14 protein-coding genes and 7 pseudogenes are annotated in these 16,664 nt (G+C 68.3%); 9 read left to right on the top strand and 12 right to left on the bottom strand.

From position 1 onward, the window contains the following. The first annotated feature begins 51 nt into the window (after nt 1-51). On the top strand, nt 52-1,116 hold the full coding sequence (locus BIV24_RS22815) for an integrase core domain-containing protein (protein ID WP_245766902.1): 1,065 nt from the start codon (nt 52-54) through the stop codon (nt 1,114-1,116). 29 nt (nt 1,117-1,145) lie between these two features. Here the strand turns inward: BIV24_RS22815 and BIV24_RS32330 are convergent. Together BIV24_RS32330 and arr are read right to left on the bottom strand one after the other, a co-directional pair. Continuing rightward, a pseudogene (locus BIV24_RS32330) lies at nt 1,146-1,352 on the bottom strand (IS5/IS1182 family transposase); the annotation flags it as partial. Nucleotides 1,353-1,395: 43 nt separating this feature from the next. Further along, complete coding sequence (arr, locus tag BIV24_RS22820; RefSeq protein ID WP_071368260.1) at nt 1,396-1,806, bottom strand: NAD(+)--rifampin ADP-ribosyltransferase; 411 nt, start codon at nt 1,804-1,806, stop codon at nt 1,396-1,398. Between the two features lie 101 nt (nt 1,807-1,907). Here arr and BIV24_RS22825 point away from each other — a divergent pair, with 101 nt between their 5' ends. Together BIV24_RS22825 and BIV24_RS22830 are read left to right on the top strand one after the other, a co-directional pair. Further along, on the top strand, nt 1,908-2,918 hold the full coding sequence (locus BIV24_RS22825; RefSeq protein ID WP_218149330.1) for an IS3 family transposase: 1,011 nt from the start codon (nt 1,908-1,910) through the stop codon (nt 2,916-2,918). A gap of 133 nt (nt 2,919-3,051) precedes the next feature. Next, nucleotides 3,052-4,230, top strand: a complete 1,179-nt coding sequence (locus BIV24_RS22830; protein WP_245766904.1) for a CPBP family intramembrane glutamic endopeptidase — start codon at nt 3,052-3,054, stop codon at nt 4,228-4,230. Nucleotides 4,231-4,766: 536 nt separating this feature from the next. On the opposite strand, the gene BIV24_RS22835 is transcribed toward BIV24_RS22830, so the two are convergent. After that, the gene (locus BIV24_RS22835; RefSeq protein WP_079168451.1) at nt 4,767-6,329 is read right to left on the bottom strand and encodes an MFS transporter; all 1,563 of its coding nucleotides are present in this window, start codon (nt 6,327-6,329) and stop codon (nt 4,767-4,769) included. A gap of 89 nt (nt 6,330-6,418) precedes the next feature. Here BIV24_RS22835 and BIV24_RS22840 point away from each other — a divergent pair, with 89 nt between their 5' ends. Continuing rightward, nucleotides 6,419-6,784, top strand: coding sequence for a winged helix-turn-helix transcriptional regulator (locus tag BIV24_RS22840; RefSeq protein WP_071368262.1), 366 nt, complete (start codon nt 6,419-6,421; stop codon nt 6,782-6,784). A 102-nt stretch (nt 6,785-6,886) separates the two neighbouring features. Here the strand turns inward: BIV24_RS22840 and BIV24_RS22845 are convergent, their stop codons facing one another. The 3 genes from BIV24_RS22845 to BIV24_RS22855 form a co-directional block, all read right to left on the bottom strand. Next, entirely contained in the window at nt 6,887-7,108 is a 222-nt protein-coding gene (locus BIV24_RS22845) for a hypothetical protein (protein ID WP_245766910.1), read from the bottom strand. A gap of 375 nt (nt 7,109-7,483) precedes the next feature. Beyond that, nucleotides 7,484-8,764: a M14 family metallopeptidase gene (locus BIV24_RS22850; protein WP_071368264.1), complete on the bottom strand. Its 1,281-nt coding sequence runs from the start codon at nt 8,762-8,764 to the stop codon at nt 7,484-7,486. Then, nucleotides 8,764-10,815, bottom strand: coding sequence for a Xaa-Pro dipeptidyl-peptidase (locus tag BIV24_RS22855; RefSeq protein ID WP_071368315.1), 2,052 nt, complete (start codon nt 10,813-10,815; stop codon nt 8,764-8,766). The genes BIV24_RS22850 and BIV24_RS22855 overlap by 1 nt, the downstream gene beginning before the upstream one ends. A 507-nt stretch (nt 10,816-11,322) precedes the next feature. On the opposite strand from BIV24_RS22855, the gene BIV24_RS34520 reads away from it, so the two are divergent. Both BIV24_RS34520 and BIV24_RS22865 read left to right on the top strand, forming a co-directional pair. Beyond that, the gene (locus BIV24_RS34520; RefSeq protein WP_071368265.1) at nt 11,323-11,526 is read left to right on the top strand and encodes a hypothetical protein; all 204 of its coding nucleotides are present in this window, start codon (nt 11,323-11,325) and stop codon (nt 11,524-11,526) included. After that, nucleotides 11,523-12,049 (top strand): annotated as a pseudogene (locus BIV24_RS22865) (integrase core domain-containing protein); the annotation flags it as partial. The gene BIV24_RS34520 and the pseudogene BIV24_RS22865, both read left to right, overlap by 4 nt. On the opposite strand, the pseudogene BIV24_RS22870 reads toward BIV24_RS22865, so the two are convergent. Then, nucleotides 12,024-13,148, bottom strand: a pseudogene (locus BIV24_RS22870) (RNA polymerase sigma factor); the annotation flags it as partial. The pseudogenes BIV24_RS22865 and BIV24_RS22870 overlap by 26 nt on opposite strands. Continuing rightward, on the bottom strand, nt 13,145-13,498 hold the full coding sequence (locus BIV24_RS22875) for a YciI family protein (protein ID WP_071368316.1): 354 nt from the start codon (nt 13,496-13,498) through the stop codon (nt 13,145-13,147). The pseudogene BIV24_RS22870 and the gene BIV24_RS22875, both read right to left, overlap by 4 nt. Nucleotides 13,499-13,749: 251 nt before the next feature. On the opposite strand from BIV24_RS22875, the gene BIV24_RS22880 reads away from it, so the two are divergent. Then, the gene (locus BIV24_RS22880; protein WP_071368266.1) at nt 13,750-14,037 is read left to right on the top strand and encodes an integrase; all 288 of its coding nucleotides are present in this window, start codon (nt 13,750-13,752) and stop codon (nt 14,035-14,037) included. 50 nt (nt 14,038-14,087) lie between these two features. Continuing rightward, nucleotides 14,088-14,165: pseudogene (locus BIV24_RS36540) on the top strand (transposase); the annotation flags it as partial. On the opposite strand, the pseudogene BIV24_RS22885 reads toward BIV24_RS36540, so the two are convergent. Then, nucleotides 14,165-14,392 (bottom strand): annotated as a pseudogene (locus BIV24_RS22885) (helix-turn-helix domain-containing protein); the annotation flags it as partial. The pseudogenes BIV24_RS36540 and BIV24_RS22885 overlap by 1 nt on opposite strands. A 5-nt stretch (nt 14,393-14,397) precedes the next feature. On the opposite strand from BIV24_RS22885, the pseudogene BIV24_RS33550 reads away from it, so the two are divergent. After that, nucleotides 14,398-14,526, top strand: a pseudogene (locus tag BIV24_RS33550) (IS5 family transposase); the annotation flags it as partial. Nucleotides 14,527-14,723: 197 nt separating this feature from the next. On the opposite strand, the gene BIV24_RS22895 reads toward BIV24_RS33550, so the two are convergent. From BIV24_RS22895 to BIV24_RS22905, 3 genes and pseudogenes are all read right to left on the bottom strand, one after another. Next, a complete protein-coding gene (locus tag BIV24_RS22895; RefSeq protein ID WP_071368268.1) occupies nt 14,724-15,533 on the bottom strand; it encodes a hypothetical protein in 810 nt (269 codons plus the stop codon). Further along, nucleotides 15,530-16,162 carry an RNA polymerase sigma factor gene (locus BIV24_RS22900; RefSeq protein WP_071368269.1) on the bottom strand — a complete coding sequence of 211 codons (633 nt, stop codon included), beginning with the start codon at nt 16,160-16,162 and terminating at the stop codon, nt 15,530-15,532. The genes BIV24_RS22895 and BIV24_RS22900 overlap by 4 nt, the downstream gene beginning before the upstream one ends. 151 nt (nt 16,163-16,313) lie before the next feature. Next, nucleotides 16,314-16,643 (bottom strand): annotated as a pseudogene (locus BIV24_RS22905) (transposase family protein); the annotation flags it as partial. Nucleotides 16,644-16,664: the final 21 nt, after the last annotated feature.

The following is a 16,664-nucleotide window of genomic DNA, read 5'->3' on the forward strand; positions in this document are numbered from 1 at the left end:
GCATCGGCGGCATGATGACCTGTCGTACTGCTGCGCCTGGCCTATCTCGCTGTGACCAACGCCTTCGCGCTCCTGCGCCTGCTGCCGATGAGCGGCCGGGACAAAGACCTCGAAATCCTGGCGCTGCGGCACCAACTCCTGGTCCTGCAGCGCCAGGCCGCAAAACCGGTGTTCACCGACACGGACCGCGCGGTCCTCGCCGGCCTGCTCCACCACCTCCCTACCGACAGGCTGCGGCGCCTCCTGCTGCTGGTCCGCGCGGACACAGTCCTGCGGTGGCATCGCGACCTGGTCGAACGGCGCCACGCCACCGCCTGCGTGCCGAAGCGTCGCGTGCGCCCGCCTACCGTCCGCTCGATCCGCGCCCTGGTCCTACGCATGGCCCGCGAGAACAGCTCGTGGGGCTACCGGCGAATCCACGGCGAACTCGCAGCCCTCGGCATCGAAGTCGCCGCCTCCACCGTCTGGGAGATCCTCCGCAAGCACGGCATCCCACCAGCGCCCGAGCGGCAGAGCGCGACCTGGGCCGACTTCCGGCGCAGCCAGGCCGACGCCCCGCTCGCCTGCGACCTCTTCGAGACCCGTGCCCTGACCGGAGCCCGCCTGTACGCCTTCGCCGTCATCGAGCACGCGACCTGCAGGATCCGGATCCTCGGCGCCACCGCACGCCCCACTGCAGAGTGGATCGTGCAACTCGGACGCAACCTCCTCATGGACCTCGAAGACGCCGGCAGCACGGCCAGGTTCCTGATCCGCGACCGCGACGCCAAGTTCACCGCCGCCTTCGACGCCCTCATGGCCGGCGCCGGCCTGAAGGCCGTCACCACCGGCATCCGGATGCCACGGATGAACTCCCTGATGGAGCGCTGGATACAGACCTGCCGCAGAGAGCTCCTGGACCGCACTCTGATCTGGAACCAGCGCCACCTCCTGCACGCGCTCCGCGAGTTCGAGACCCACTACGACCAGCACCGGCCACTCCGAGCCCTCGGGCAAGCCGCACCGCTACGCCCTTTCCCCGAACCGATCAACCCGCCAGCCCACATCACCCACCTGGACGTCCGACGACGAGATCGACTCGCCGGAACCCTCCACGAGTACAGACATGCCGCTTGACCAGCCTGGATGATGCATCGGCACCCGCACAGCTGGCGCAGCGTCAAGTCCGTGCGCCAGTACGCCGCGACCAGCAGCACCCGGTCCTCCAGCGGCAGTCCCCACCGCCGTCCGCGCCGCACCTCGTCAGCGCCCTCGCTGCGCAGTGCGGTCACCAACTTGCCGGAGTAGCGCGGGCTCAGCCCGGTGAACGGGGCTATCCAGGACGGCTCGGACGCCGTGATCACACCAGCCACAGCAAGATCATCTCACCGTGACCCAGTAGTTGAGGAACGATCCTTAGTTGATGATTTCGGCGCGGTCATCCATGCGGATTGCAGCCAGCCGGTCTCGCCACACCTGGAGAGCTTCGGGTGTCTGTCGCGTCCAGTCGGTGACCTCGCCAACGATCCGGAGCGGTTCCCTGCTGCGATAGGAGCGGGTGGGGTTGCCAGGGAACTTCTTGTCGGTGACGTTTGGATCGTTCTCGAACTCCCCGGTCGGTTCGACGACGTACACTCGCGGGGCTCCGTCGCCTGCGGCGAGTTCGGCGGCGAGTCCCGCGCCGTCGCGCAACGCGGTGAAGTAGATGTGGTTCATCACGATTTCGGGCCGGTAGTTGGAACGGAAACCGGCGGTGAGGTGATCTCCGACCCGGAGCTCGGCCTTTGTGCCGTGAAAGAATGGCCCCTCGTCCAATGCCTCGTCCATCGCCACAGGTTATCAACCCAGGCTGTCGTGACGGCCAGCTATCCAGGACGGCTCGGACGCCGTGATCACACCAGCCACAGCAAGATCAGACCGAGCACGGCATCCCGCACACCGTCTCGTGCCGCGCCCTGGGCGTGAGCGAGTCGTGGTTCTACAAGTGGCGCGACCGGCGGCCCACCGGGCGTGAACTGCGCAGGCAGCGCCTGACGGACGAGATCAAGGAGATCTTCACCGAGTCCGGTGGCACCTACGGATCACCGAAGATCTTCATCCTGCCGGTCCGCAAGGGCTGGCGCATCTCGGTGAACACGGTCGCGAAGCTGATGGCCGAACTCGGCCTCGCTGCCCGGGTGGTGAGACGCCGGAGCGGGCTGACCAGGCCGGGCAGGCGGCCGGCCGTACCCGACTTCGTCAAGCGGGACTTCGCTACCGAGGAACCCGACCTCGTCTGGGCGGGCGACATGACGGAGATCGTCACCGAGGAGGGCAAGCTCTACCTCGCCACGGTCATCGACCTGTTCTCCCGGCGCCTGCTCGGCTACGCGATAGGCGCCCACCACGACGCGGACCTGGTCGTGGCCGCGCTGAACATGGCAGCGGTCACCCGCGGCGGCGACGTCCATGGCGTGATCTTCCATTCGGACCGCGGCAGTGAATACACGTCCCGGAAGTTCGCCCGCGCCTGCCGCCGACTGGGCGTCACCCAGTCTATGGGCCGGGTCGGCTCGTGCTTCGACAACGCCGTCAGCGAGGCGTTCAACAGCGTCCTCAAGGTCGAGTACGTCCACCGTCACGCCTTCCGCACCCGCACCGAGGCGCGGAGCAGGATCGCCACCTGGATCACCGACTTCTACAACACCCGCCGACTACACAGCGTGTGCGGGTTCAAGAGCCCGATGGACTACGAGAACGAGTACTGGGCCGGCCTCACCGTGAGACTGGCTGCCCAGGAAGGACTCCACAGTTCGAGGGGATTGACAGTATCCCGTGCCCCTCCGCCCATGATGCTGCCCGCAATCCGCACCGCACGAAGATCGCCTGGATGCGAGGAAAGACATGCCTGTGATGGGATACTCGCCGGGGTGGCGAGCACCGGCCGCACCGAGCCCTGAGTCAAGCGACTCCGCTCCGTCTGCTGCCGGAGGCCGAATGCGGGGTTCTTGGTCGAGGTCCTGGCCGGGCGGATGGGCCCGGGGCTGAGCAATGCGTACACCTGCCCTAGTCCGACCGGGCACGATGTCGCTCATGACAGCAACGCCCCCTCACCTTCCCGGGCTTCCGTATCACCGCATGGCCCGGTACACCGCTTTCCACCGCTGGTGGCGACCGCTGCTCGGCACTCTGATGCTGGTCTGCGGGTCGCTCCTGGTCACGGTCTTCCTCTACATCCTCGCCGACTTGCTCGGGAGGGCCGCCGGCTACCCGGAACTGCCGGACGGCGACGTCGACTTCGGCCCGATTCTGGGCACGGCACTGGATCTGGCGTTCATAGCCCTGGACCTGCCGCTGGTCCTCCTGGCCGTGCGCTGGGTGGGCCGGCGTCCAGCCGGCACGGTGTCGTCGGTGACCGGCCGCCCGCGTTGGCGATGGCTGGCCTGGTGCCTGCTGGCAGCAGTACCCGCCATGGTGCTGCTGCCGGTGGTCTCGATCTTCCTGCCGGACGAGCAGGGCGGCGCCGGAACGGCCGACGTATGGGTGGGGTGGCAGACGTTCCTCCTCTCCCTGGCCATGTTGGCCGCCCTCGTGCCTCTGCAGGCCGCGGCAGAGGAGTATGTCTTCCGGGGCTGGCTGTTGCAGGCGACAGGGAGCTTCGTCCGTTACCCCTGGTTCGCGGTGCTGCCGCAGGCGGTGCTCTTCGCGGCCGCGCACGGATGGGGAACGGCCTGGGGATTCGCCGATCTGGTGTTCTTCGGCCTGGTGGCCGGCTGGCTGACCATCCGCACGGGTGGCCTGGAGGCATCCGTCGCCCTGCATGTGATGAACAACCTGCTGGCCTTCGGTCTGTCCGCCGCGTTCGTGGACGGCCTCGCGTCCGACGACACGGCGGCCGACGCCCCCTGGCAACTGGCCGTCGCCGACATGTCGACGGTCCTGGTCTACGCCGCGATCGTGCTGTGGCTGGCCCGGCGCCGCTCTCCGCTGAACGTGTCTCGCCCGGCCCCGGCGCTGACCGCGCCCTTTTTTCCGTACCCGCAGGCACCGTACCCGTACAGCCCGTACCCGCAGCCGCAGGGCCTGTACGGCTCCTACCCGCAGCCGCAGGGCCTGCACGGCTCCTACCCGCAGCCGCAGGGTCCCTACGGGCCGTACCCGCCATCGCAGAGCACGTACGGGCAGTACGGAACGCCGCCCCCAGACCCGGACGTGCCCGACGCCGGTGGGCCCGACGCCCACGAGCAGCCGCCGCACCCTCGGGACAGCTGAGGCGCCAGGCTCGACACCGCTCGGGTGAGAACCACGTACAGGAGGCATAGGCCGGTGCGTTCGCCGGGTTCGCCATCGACCACGGTGCGGCTCGTCGAGGACTACCCAGTTACACCCGAGGCCCTTCTCCGGGGTTCCGTAGCTGCGGCGTGAAGCCGCAGCTCTGCGGGTGCCAAATATTGCGTCCTTGTAGGTCAACCGGCACGAGCGTACTCGTGGAGGACGCCGCCGAGTCGATCACGTCGATGGACTTCGACCGACACCGGCCACACCAAGGCCGAGATCAACTCGCTCCCCTCGACGACCCGAACGTCACCCCCCTTCCCCGCCGCCAGGATCGAGCGGCGGCGGCAAGCCGTCGCCAACCTAATCAACGAGTACCACAGGGCGAGTTGATCAAGGGACAACCTCCCAGGTCAGAGCCTGTGAAGCCGTTTTGAAGCACTACGGGCCGCAGTACCGAGTGCTCCGCTGGCACGGGAGGCGAGACCCGCAGGTCTTGCAGCAGGGCCGCGACCTCGGGCAAATTCGGCCCGTCACCTCGCCTTCGGCGGGCGCAGCAGGACGGCCGTCATTGCGGCGGTGACGACCAGGCCGATGGCGGCGAACCTGAGCACGATGGTAAAGCCGTGGTCGTAGGCATGTTGTGCCGCGCGCAGCAGTGTCTGGGCGGTTTCGGGCGGAAGGTTGGCCATCAGGTCCTCGGCGTGCGCGAACGATTCCTCAGCCGTCGCCCGCCCGTTCGGGCCGAGCCCCGGTACCTGGGGCAGGTCGGTTCGGTACACGGCGGTCAGGACGGTGCCGAGGACGGCAACGCCGAGCCCTGCGCCGAGTTCGAACGACGTCTCCTGGATGGCGGCCGCCTCCCCGGAGCGTTCCGGCTGTGCGGCGCTCATGATGGAGTCGGCTCCCAGGGTCATTACGATGCCGGCGCCGTACCCCGCGCCCAGCAACGGCACGAGCAGTACTCCGTAGTGGGCGGTGCCGCCGACGACGGCCATGGCGGCGAGGGCGGTGGCGAAGAGGGCGAGCGCCCCGGTGAGCGCCCACCGGTTGCCCCATCGGTTTGCGGCCCAGGGCGCGGTGACCGCGCCGACGGCGTTGGCGCCGGCAAGTGGCATCAGCGCGAGTCCGGCGCGCAGCGGCGAGTACTCGCCCACCTGCTGCAGCCACTGGGTGAGGAAGAACAGCAGGGCGACGTAAGAGCCGAAGCAGCTGATGACGCACAGGGTGGCGGTGGTGAAGCGGCGTTCACGGAAGAGGGAGAAGTCCAGCAGCGGCTCGGTGATGCGTCGCTGACGGCGTACGAAGAGGTAGAGAAGGACGCTGCCGGCGGCGGCCGTGGTGATGATGACGCCGTCTACTCCGGCGTGCTCGCCGGCCTGCTTGAGCGCGTAGACCACGCCGGCCAGGCCGGTGACGGACAGAGCCACACCGGCCAGGTCCCAGCGGCGGGGAACGGGGTTCTGGGACTCGGGGATGACCCAGACGCCAACGGCCAGGATGACGAAGATGACGGGCACGTTGATCAGGAAGACCGCGCCCCAGCCCCACTTCGCGGTGACCAGACCGCCGACCAGCGGACCGATCGTGGCGCCGACGCTGTGGGCGGCTGTCCAGATGCCGAGGGCGACAGCCCGTTCGCGGTCGTCGGTGAAGACGACCCTGATGATCGCCACCGTGGACGCCATGAACATCGCCGCGCCGATTCCGAGCGCGGCGCGCGCGGCGATGAGTTGCGCCGTCGACGTCGAAAAGGCGGCCGCCGCCGAGGCGAGGCCGAAGGTGACAAAGCCGTTGAGCACCATACGGCGCCGGCCGATCCGGTCGCCGAGCGTACCGCAGGTCACGAGCAGGGCCGCGAGCGTAAGCGAGTAGACGTCAACGATCCACAACAGCCCGGCGGGAGAGGGCTCGAGCTCCCGGCTCATGCTGGGTACAGCGACGTGCAACACGGTGAGGTCGATACCGCACAGCAGCAGGCCGCCCGACACCACGGCCAGCACCAGCCACCGCTGACTGGGCGGGGCGGCCGAAGTCTCCGTATGCTCCCTCTCTTCGATCGCACGCACCGGTGCGGGTGCCTCCTTGTTCGACATAGCCTCAGTTTCAGGGCGTATCAACTCGGGCCACAAGTACTGTCTTTGGTGTCCCTTAGTGCCACGCTGTATACCAATGGAGGTCAGTCGTGCGTTCCAGCGTCGAAGAAGCCCCGGATCACTGCGCGATAGAGTTCGCCATGGAGATGCTCGGGGGCCGTTGGAAACTGGCCATTCTCAAGCAGTTGGTCGTGGGCACCCATCGATTCGGTGAACTCAGTCGCGCGCTGCCAGGCATCACCCAGCGCATGCTGACCCGCCAGTTACGGGAACTGGAAGCCGACGGCCTGGTGACGCGGACCGTGTACCGCGAGGTGCCGCCGCGGGTCGAATACGCGCTCACTGACGTCGGGCACAGCCTGGACTCCATCACGGAGGAGTTGGACAAGTGGGGCCGCTGGTACCGCGAGACAGTGCGCCGCGCGGGCCCGTCCGGCCCTCGACCACCCGCGTGACCTGGGCGAAGGCCGGTCGGCGCGGCGTCACAGTGACGCACACACCTCGCCGTACGCCTTCAGTACCGACGCTGCGCTTGCCGGAAACCTCGTCCGTGCAGGTCACGCGGCATGTTCGTACTCGTGGAGGATGCCGCCCAGCAACGCCGCCAGGAACGTCCGATCGCTCGCGTCGAACCGCGGCCTGCTCCCGCCCAGTTGCCGTTCCAGCACCGTGATCTGATGGCGCAGCTCCAGGATTTCCACCTCCTTGTCTCGGTCGCTCATCGGCAGCATGCGCAGCAGGGCGAACGCATTCGTCACGCCCAGGTAGGCCAGTCGCATCAGCACGATCGATCATGTTGCCGCAGCCGTCGGCAGCCGCGCCAGAGCACCGACTCGAGCGACCGGTGTCAAGATCCCGCGCACCCCGCATACTGACCCCCACCAGGACGGATGAGGTTTTCGGCAAGGGCAAGGCTAGGGAAGGCGTGCAAACGGGCAGGCCAACTCCCGTACGGGACTTTCGGCACCCCACAGGGGTGCTGGTGCACAACTCCGGCCCCGGCGGCGTCGGGGTCACCGTGGCGTGGGGTTGCGCCCGCGAGGCGGCCCGGCTGGTGCTCGGGGGCCGGGCCGCCTCGGTCTAATCGAGCGAGTCCCTGTCCTCGTCGTGCAGCCGAAGGGCAGGCATGACGAGGACCCAACTGCGGTGGGTCGTCAGCACTTGTCCACGGGCGTGCCCGCCACGAGCTCGTACTGCGCACGCGTGTCGAGCAGCAGCGGTACCAGCGCGCGCATCGACTGCCGCAGCGGCACGAACGCGCCATCGCCCTCGGGCCGCACCGTCACGCCGTGCAGGGCGAGTTCGTCCTTGACGTCGGCGTACTGGGCTGCGGTGAGCCGGTAGCCGCAGGGCGCGTTGTTCAGTACCTCGGACGGCTGTGCGGGCTCGTTGTCCGCGCCGCCGAGGTAGACCGGGCCGCGGTCGCTGTAGCCCGCCGTCCTGGCGGAGTGGGTGGCCGACACGATCTGGCCGTGCTGCTCCCTGGTGAAGTCGAACAGGCCGCCGAGAGCGGAGAGGTGGGATTGCACGCGACGACGGTGGTTCAGTGCCGGGTCGGCCTTCTCGGCGTCACTGAGCGCGTCGACGCGGCTCTCGATGAGCAGGCCGACGGAGTGCTTGACCCCCGCCATATTGCGCAGGATGCGTTCCTGCCCGTCACCGGCGGTCTGCTTGAGGGGCTCATCGGTGACCGGGTCGGTCCAGATGCCGTACGTGCCGGTCGAGTAACCGGCACCGTTCGCGGCCGGCCGTACATACGAACCCGACAGGGCTTCGGCCGTCTCGTGCACCTTGGGGTCGGTGTTGAGATTGCGCGGCCACAGGTCGAAGAGGTCCTTGTCGTAGTACTTGGGTGTGGCGCCGTACTCGTGCAGGTCGTAGATGACGTCGGGCTTCTGGTCGCGGATCACGGCGGCCATGGCCCGCCCTTCGGCGGTCTGCAGGGCAAGGTGGTCGCGGTTGATGTCGACGCCGTCGGAGTTGCCCCGGGTGTTGGCGGCGCGGCCGTCCGGGTTGGCGGTGGGCACGACGAGGAGGGTGCTGTGGGCGAGCCAGTTGCGGGTCCGCGCGTCCTGCGCGAAGGAGAGGTCGCGGATGGTGGTCAGACAGGCCTCGCGTCCGGAGGGCTCGTTGCCGTGCTGGGAACAGACCAGCAACACCGTTTCGGCGGTGCGGTGTTCGCCGATTCGTACGAGCTGGAGCGGGCGCCCCTGCTTGGTGGTGCCGATCCGGGACACGGACATCCGGTCGCTGGCCTTGTTGACGGCGGCGAGGAAGTCCTGCTCCTCGGGCTGGGTCGTCCAGCGCGCACCGCCGGAGGTCTCGAATCCGGTACGGGGCGGGGAGTCGGCGGCCTGCGCGGGCGCCGTCACCAGGGGTGCGGCAAGTGCGGCCGTCGCGATGGCCAGGGCGAGGGTGCGGCTACGCGGTGTCATCAGAGACTACCTCCCGGGATGCGGTGGGCCGGGCGCGGCGGGGCCACGCCCTCGGAACGGGACGCGTGGGGGGTGACAGACGCGGACGGCACGGAGGTGCCCCCTGCTCGAGCGGAGCCGAGAGCTTGGGGGACCTCGGTGGCGCGTACGAAGGCCTCGGCGCCGCCGACGAACGGCACCCGGGCCGAGGTACGGGCCAGGTCGAGGGTGAGGGTCGGGGTGCTGGACGGCGGGTCGATGAGGTCCTGGTCGGTGCCGGCGACGATCAGGGCAAGGCGGTGTCCGGCCGGGACGACGTGGTCGCTCGCCGCGAGGGACAGGGCGATCGTGTAGGGCTTGCCGGGGGTGAGGGGCCGGCCCTTTCCGGGGTCGGCGTAGGTGCCGAGGTCGGCCCAGCCGCGGCTGAAGACGGTGTGGTTGACGTCGGTGGTCTTCGCCTTGGTCTCCTTGAAGCAGGAGCTGTCGCCGCTGGTGCTCGTGCCCCAGCAGGTCCGGTCGGTGAGGGTGGTGATGCCTTCGCCGGAGCCCGCGTAGTCGCGGATGGTGGCGGGTCCGAGGTCGACGAGGACGGCCGACAGGTGAGCGGTCGTGGTCGTGGGGGTCGCGATCACGGTCACCGTGGACGAACCGGACAGGCGCAGGTCGTGGGCTAGCGGCGGCGTCACGAATCCGGCCTTGGCGGCAGTCGGTTGGTCGATCCCGGCGGCCCAGTCGTCCTCGCTCAGCTCCGGGTCGTCGGTGAAGGTCTCGGTGGCGCCTGCGGGGGCGCGGTGCAGGCCGAGGGTGCCAACGCCCGGTGTGCTGCCGTTTCCGGGATGCAGGGTGGTCGCGGCGGTGGAGCGGGGCGGCCAGACTCGGTCGGTGGACCAGTGGTCCGGGGTGCGCTCGATGTCGGCCATGGGCTCGCGGTCGATGCCGTTGTCGTAGCCGAGGAGTTCATGGTCGAACCAGCGGTGCAGGGTGTGGACCCACTCCGCGCGCCGGAAGTCGAAGGGGTCGACATGGCCGGTCTGCGACAGCCAGATCTTGCGCTCGACGCCTGCCTTCGCGAGGGCGTCCCACCACTGTCCGAAGTGCTTGGTGCGCACGTTCAGGTCCTGCATGCCGTGGATGACGAAGACGCTGGCCTTCACCTTGTGGGCGTCCTTGACGTAGTCGCGCTCGTTCCACAGCCGGGTCCAGTCGCCGGTGCGCGGCGCCTCGTCGACCAGGCGCTTCTGCACGGCGGCGCAGCGGGCGCGGGCGGCCGGGCTCTCCACGTAGTCGGACAGCCAGTCGGGTCCTGAGTCGTAGAGCGGGGCGCCCTGCGCGAAGTAGTAGTCGTACCAGGAGGAGATGCCGCCGATCGGGACGATCGTCTTGAGGCCCTTGACGCCGGTCGCGGCGACGCCGTTGGCGATGGTGCCGTCGTAGCTCTTGCCGATCATTCCGGTGGCGCCGTTGGTCCAGGAGGCTCCGACGCGGTCGCCGCCGGTGCGGGTGGCGTAGCCGCGGGCGCGGCCGCCGAGCCAGTCGACGACGGCCTTTGCGGACTGGATGTCGGAGCGGCCGCCGACGTCGACGCAGCCGTCGGAACGGTTCGTGCCGGCCAGGTCCACGGCGACGAAGGCGTAGCCGCGGGGCACGAAGTAGTTGTCGTAGAAGAGCGGGAACTGGACCGGGTTGCCGTGCGCGTCGTAGGTCTTCTTCTGGCTTTCGTTGCCGCGCCCGCAGCAGGAGTAGTAGGGGCTCGCGTCCATGATCACGGGTATCTTGCGGCCCTGGGCGGCGGGTTCGCGGGGGCGGACGATGTCGACGGCGACGCGGTCGGTGCGGCCGTCGCCGTCACCGTCGAGCCCGGTGTCGACCCAGACGGTTTCGCGGATCGCGTCGGCGTACGAGTAGACGGGCTGGCTCTCGCGCGGAGTCGCGGCAGCGGCTGCTGCGACTCGCTCGGTTCCGGGGGCGCCATGTGCGGCACCCGGGGACAGGAACACGGTCATTAAGGCGGCGGTGGCCGCGGCCGCCAGTGAGGTGCGTCTGAGGCGCGTGCGGCGGACGGATATCGGCATGCGCGGAAGGTACATCGGTCAACTGCTGTGCAAAAGAGGGCAGTATGCGATCGAGGAAGGTCCGGGGGGTGGATTTACACGTGTCGGCCGAATGGCGATCGCACGACACGTGCGGCCATGGACACGCCAGAGGCGACCGAGGCTGCAAGGTCAAAGAACCACGTGTGCCTACGACTTGGAGCTTCAGTGCACCGCAGACTCATCGCCCCGGGCGCGCTCGCGGCCTGCCTCCTGCTGGCGATCCCGGCGTCGGCCGCCGACTACTCGCCCGGGTCCCCGGGCATCGGGGATCCCCACGCCGAAACCTGTGAGTGCCGACAATCCTGTCACGTACGCTGAGCTGCGACTTGGGGGTCACGATGTGATCACGTCGAAAGCACTCGTGAGCGCGTCGGCGCACGCTTGGAAGTCGTGACGTTCCGTCTGGTCTACCGATTCGGCTGACTGCTGCTCGGCTGGCTGCGCCTGCTGGCGCGGTCCTCCGCGGCCAAGGACGTCGAGATACTGGTGCTCCGGCGCCAGCTGACCGTCCTGCAGCGCAGCAGCCCAAAGCCCGTGCACGTCTCGGAGACCTGCCACCCACCGTCCGACGGCGACCGGCCAACCCACCCGAACCTGATCACCAACGTCACGACCACCTGTTCCGCCCTGCCGGACGGCAAAGCCCTGGACACGATCCACCAGGTCCTTCGCCGCCGCCACCTGCTGTGACCGGAGCCCGCCTGTACACCTTCGCCGTCATCGAGCACGCCACCCGCAGGATCCGGATCCTCGGCGCCACCGGACACCCCACCGCAGAGTGGATCGTGCAACTCGGACGCAACCTCCTCATGGACCTCGAAGACGCCGGCAGCACGGCCAGGATCCTGATCCGCGACCGCGACGCCAAGTTCACCGCCGCCTTCGACGCCCTCATGGCCGGCGCCGGCCTGAAGGCCGTCACCACCGGCATCCGGATGCCACGGATGAACTCCCTGATGGAGCGCTGGATACAGACCTGCCGCAGAGAGCTCCTGGACCGCACCCTGATCTGGAACCAGCGCCACCTCCTGCACGCGCTCCGCGAGTTCGAGACCCACTACAACCAGCACCGGCCACACCGAGCCCTCGGACAAGCCGCACCGCTACGCCCTTACCCGAACCGATCAACCCGCCAGCCCACATCACCCACCTGGACGTCCGACGACGAGATCGACTCGCCGGAACCCTCCACGAGTACAGACATGCCGCTTGACCAGCCTGGATGATGCATCGGCACCCGCAGAGTCCAGCACGGTGAGGCCTGCCTCGGCCCCGTCGCGCCTGGCGATGGCCACGGCCCGGTTCAGTGCGACGAGCGGGGATGGCTCGATCTGGAGCAGCACGTCATAGAGTGCGACCATCTGTGGCCAGTCGGTCGTCTCGAAGCCGGGCGCCTCGTCGTGCAGCGCCGCGATCGCCGCTTGCACCGTGTAGGGTCCGACGCCGGGGCCGGTCAGGGCCGGCACGACGAGCCGCTGCCCCTCGGCGATGAGGTCGGCGTCCCATAGAGCGCGGTCTTGATCTTCGAGCAGCACCTGGCCTCCCGCAGCGTCGATCCTGGCCGCGCGCCGGGCGTCGGTGAGAAGCAGGAGCGCGAGCAGCCCGGTCACCTCTCGTTCTCGGGGGAGTAGATGGTGCCGGATCCGAGCGAGCCGGATGGCTTCGTCGGCCAGGTCGGGGCGCAGCAGGTCGTTGCCGTAGCTGGCGGCGTACCCCTCGGTGAAGACCAGGTAGATGACCCACAGCACACTCGGCAACCGCGCGGGCAGTTCATCCGGCCCTGGCACACGGAACGGGATGCGCGCACTGCGGATCTTGCGTTTCGCGCGCACGATCCGCTGGGCCGTCGTCGCGGCAGGGACCAAGAATGCCCGGGCGACCTCGGGTGTGGTCAGGCCCGCGAGAAAGCGCAGTGTCAGCGCGGTTTGTGCCTCCAGTGAGAGCGCGGGGTGGCAGCAGGTGAAAAACAGCTGGAGTCGTTCGTCGGGGATGTCGTCGAAACCGGGCTCGGCGGGGACCTCAGCGGCGACCCGATCGCTTTCCACCTACAGCACCGCCAGCCGCTCCGCGTACGCCCGGTCGCGCCGGATGCGGTCGACGGCCTTGCGGCGTGCCGTGGTGAGCAACCACGCCAGCGGCTTGCCCGGCACTCCGTCGACCGGCCACCGCTCCAACGCGACCTCGATCGCGTCGGAGGCGATCTCCTCGGCAAGGTCAAGGTCTCCGAACCGGTTAGCGAGCAGAGCGAGCAGCCGGCTCCGGCCTTCGCGGAACACCGCCTCCACGGAGCGGGCCGCTCGCTGCTCGTTCACGACTGATCCGGCTCCCAGACCGTCCGGACCTCGACGGTGCCGTGCCGGGCCCCGGGGCACCGAGCCGCCCAGTCAAGCGCGGCATCGAGGTCGGGAACATCGATCAGGTAGTAGCCGCCGACGATCTCCCGGGTCTCGGCGAACGGCCCGTCGGTCACGACGCGCTCGCCATTCACGCGGACGCGTACGGTGGTCGCGTTCGAGGTGTCCAGGGCGTTGCCGTCGAGCTTGACGCCGGAATCGGAGACGGCCTTGTCGAACGCCATGAACTCTTCCACGGTCGGTCCTTCGGCCGGTCGCTCTTCGGTGGAGTCGAGCGAAGCGGTGTTGATCAGCAGCAGGTACTTCACGGTGCGCTCCTCGTGCATCGGGTCGGTTGCACAGATATGACGAATGACCGGAGGAAGAATCGACAGGACAACCGGAGAATCTTGTCGTGATTTTAGGGAGACCGGGAGTGCCGCTGGCGCGCCATCACTTCTTGTCGGTCATGTCCCGGTCGCGCAGCGGCCGCATCCGCGTATTGCTTCAAAACCCCTTCACCGCTGCTGACCTGGCCCGACGCGCCCGACCGGACGACCGTCCGGCATCATCGGAACTTGTGCTCGTACGGATGATCTACCTACTCGCCACCCGGATCTACACCTGGCTCGTCCTGCTGTGCCAATCCTCCGCCGCCAAGAACGCCGAGATACTGATCCTTCGGCACGAGGTCGCAGTGCTGCGCCAGCAGGTCGACGCCCCGAAGCCGACCTGGCCGGACCGCGCCCTGTTCGCAGCCCTGGCCCGGCTGCTGCCGCGGATCCTGCACGACCACCGGATCGTCTCCCCGCGCACCCTGCTCGCCTGGCACCAGCACCTGGTCAAGCAGAAGTGGACCCGGCCCTGATCGCCGGGACGGCCACCGATATCCGACGAACTTCGCCACCTCATCATCCGCCGCAGGCCAAGACCTGGTCGCAGCGCGGCCGCACCCCGGTGGTGCGGGTACGCGGCCGCTTCCGCAGACGGATCTCCTGGCAGGACCAGCCGTTGCGTGCCCGCAGCTTGCGCACGCCCTGAATCGTGTAGGTCAGGTGGAAGCGCCGGCCGATCAGTTTCTTCACCCGGCTCAAGGTCCAGCGCTGTTCCTCCCAGCCGTGCGCGGTCAGCCCCTTGGCCAGCTCCGCCTCCAGCTGCACGAACTGTGCCTCGCTCAGCCTCGGCAGTGACGCCGGTCCTTGTGATCGAAGAGCTCCGCCGCCTCGGCATCGACGTCGAAGTCGTCCAACGCGACCCCGGCGTCAAAGGGTTCAAAGTAATCCCTCGACGCTGGGTCGTCGAGCGGACCTTCGGCTGGCTCATGCACCACCGCCGACTCGCCCGCGACTACGAAACCCACCCTGAACCTCGAAACAAACAACCCCGCCGGGTCAAAACGCTCATTAAGGTCGGCGAAGATCCGTCGATTGCGTCCGGCCGGGCAGACACCGTTGGGGACCGACGCCATTTCGGTGTCGGTCCCCAACCTTCGAACGCGTTCTGTGCTCTCCTGCGGCGGAGTCCGCAGGTTTATGCGATTGCAGGTGAGTGCAGTCAGGAGGTGATGGGCCCGAACTGGATGGCGCCCTTGGGCGGGGCGGGGATGCATGCGGGCGGGGTGCCGTCGATGGTCCTGCCTTCGATGATGGACCAGGCGTGATCAGGCTCGGTGTGGGCCAGGGGGAAGCTGACCATGAGCTTCTGCCCGGCAGGAATCTTGTCGGGGCGGACGTAGAGGACGGGCTTGCCGTTGTTCACTTCAACCCTCCAACTGGAAGCTGGGTGCTCGGACGCCAGGCCGCTCGGGGTCCGGGATACTTCGGGCTGTGAGGCGGGCGCAGTTGGGATCGGGTCAGGGGTGGAGGTCGGCGATGAACTGGGGTCGGCGGGGGTGGGGCAGTTCGGGTCTCCGGCGTAGACGCGGGCCGGGACGCCGAGGCGGTCCAGGTCACGCTGGAGTCCGGGCAGGTCGAGCTTGCCGGCCGGGTCGATGATGGCCAGTCTGACCAGGCCATGGTCTTCTTGCTGCAGGGTGTAGGCAGCGGCGGTGATTTTCAGCGGCTGTCCGCTGCTGCTGTGCTGATTTGCCTGAACCGGGTTGGTGGCATGACCGGTGGCCAGAGCGGTGAAGACGGCGCCGGCCGCGACGGCGGTGGCCAGCGGGATAGCGAGGAAGGCCTTGCGGCGTCGGGAGCGGGCGGGGACAGCAGCATCGGGGTCGGCGTCGTGGTGGATCTCGTTCATCAGGTAGTCCTTGAAGAGTTGATGCCGGCCCGCAGGCAGGTCCCGTTCGGCCGGGACCGGCAGCAGCCGGGCCATCTCCTCGCGTTCGGCCGGGTCGGGCCGGAACGATTGGCGGCTCATCGGGTTTCCTCCTGGGTTGGCCGGGCCGCGGTATTGCGGCCACCTTCTACCTGTCCGCAGCCGAACTGCGGTTCCCGATTTTTCACAGAAAGTGCAGCATCAGTGAGTTTCTGTAGTTTCTTGCGGGCTCGGGCCAGTCGGGAGCGCACCGTTCCCACCGGAATGCCAAGGGCCTGAGCGGCACCGCCGTAGTCCAGTCCGGCCCACACGCATAGTGTGAACACCTCGCGCTCACTACGCCGTAGCGTCGTCAGCGCGGCCCGGGCGGCGGCGAGCCGCTCGGTGTCGTCAATCCGTCCGACCAGCTCGTCGGCGAAGTCCGGCATGATTTCATCGCGCGGGAGCCGGGCGATTGCCGCTTCATGCCGCCGGGCGGCGCGAGCGGTGTTGCGGGCAGCGTTGGTCGCGATTCCCAGCAGCCAGGGCCGCAGCGATCCACCGTCGAGGTCGACCTTCGCGCGAAGCCGCCAGGCCTCCAGGAAGGTCAAAGCCACCACGTCCTCGGCCGTGGACCAGTTGCCCGTCAGTCGAAATGCATGGTTATAAACCGAACGGGCATATTGATCGAATAATTGCCCGAACGCAAGGGGATCCCCGGTTCGTATCCGGGCGCGCTCATCCTTCTCCACACCATCAAGCTGTCCGGCTGCCTGCAGCCAGTTCCCGTGACCTGCATCACAGTGAGCTTGTCGTCGATGCGGTCACGGACATTGGGGCCTGGGTGCGATTGGCTCACTGAGCCCTTCTCGGTAACGTCTCGTGACGGATGGTGATCTTCGTTCAGCTGGTGCGTCCTTGTTCGAGCTGGAGCAGGACGAGGGCGGCTCGGGCGATGTGGGTGATGGCCGCGGGGTCGAGGCTGACCCGGCGCAGGGCCTTGAAGGTGACCTTCAGTAGGGCGTTGGCGCGTTCGGCGACGGCGTGGATCCCCCGGATCACGGCGTTGAACGTCTGGGCTTGTTCGGTGAGTTCGCCGCGCTTGGGTTTCTTGACCGGGTGGCGGAAGCCGTCGTCCGCGTTGTCGTAGCCGAGGTCGGTCAGGGTGGGGATGCCCGGAGCGGCGGCGAGCCGGTTGCGGGCATGGATCAGACCGTGGGCGCGGGCGCAGGTGACACAGGTGACCGGTACGCA

This window comes from Streptomyces colonosanans, assembly GCF_001866645.1.
In the GTDB taxonomy this organism is placed as follows: Bacteria; Actinomycetota; Actinomycetes; order Streptomycetales; family Streptomycetaceae; genus Streptomyces; species Streptomyces colonosanans.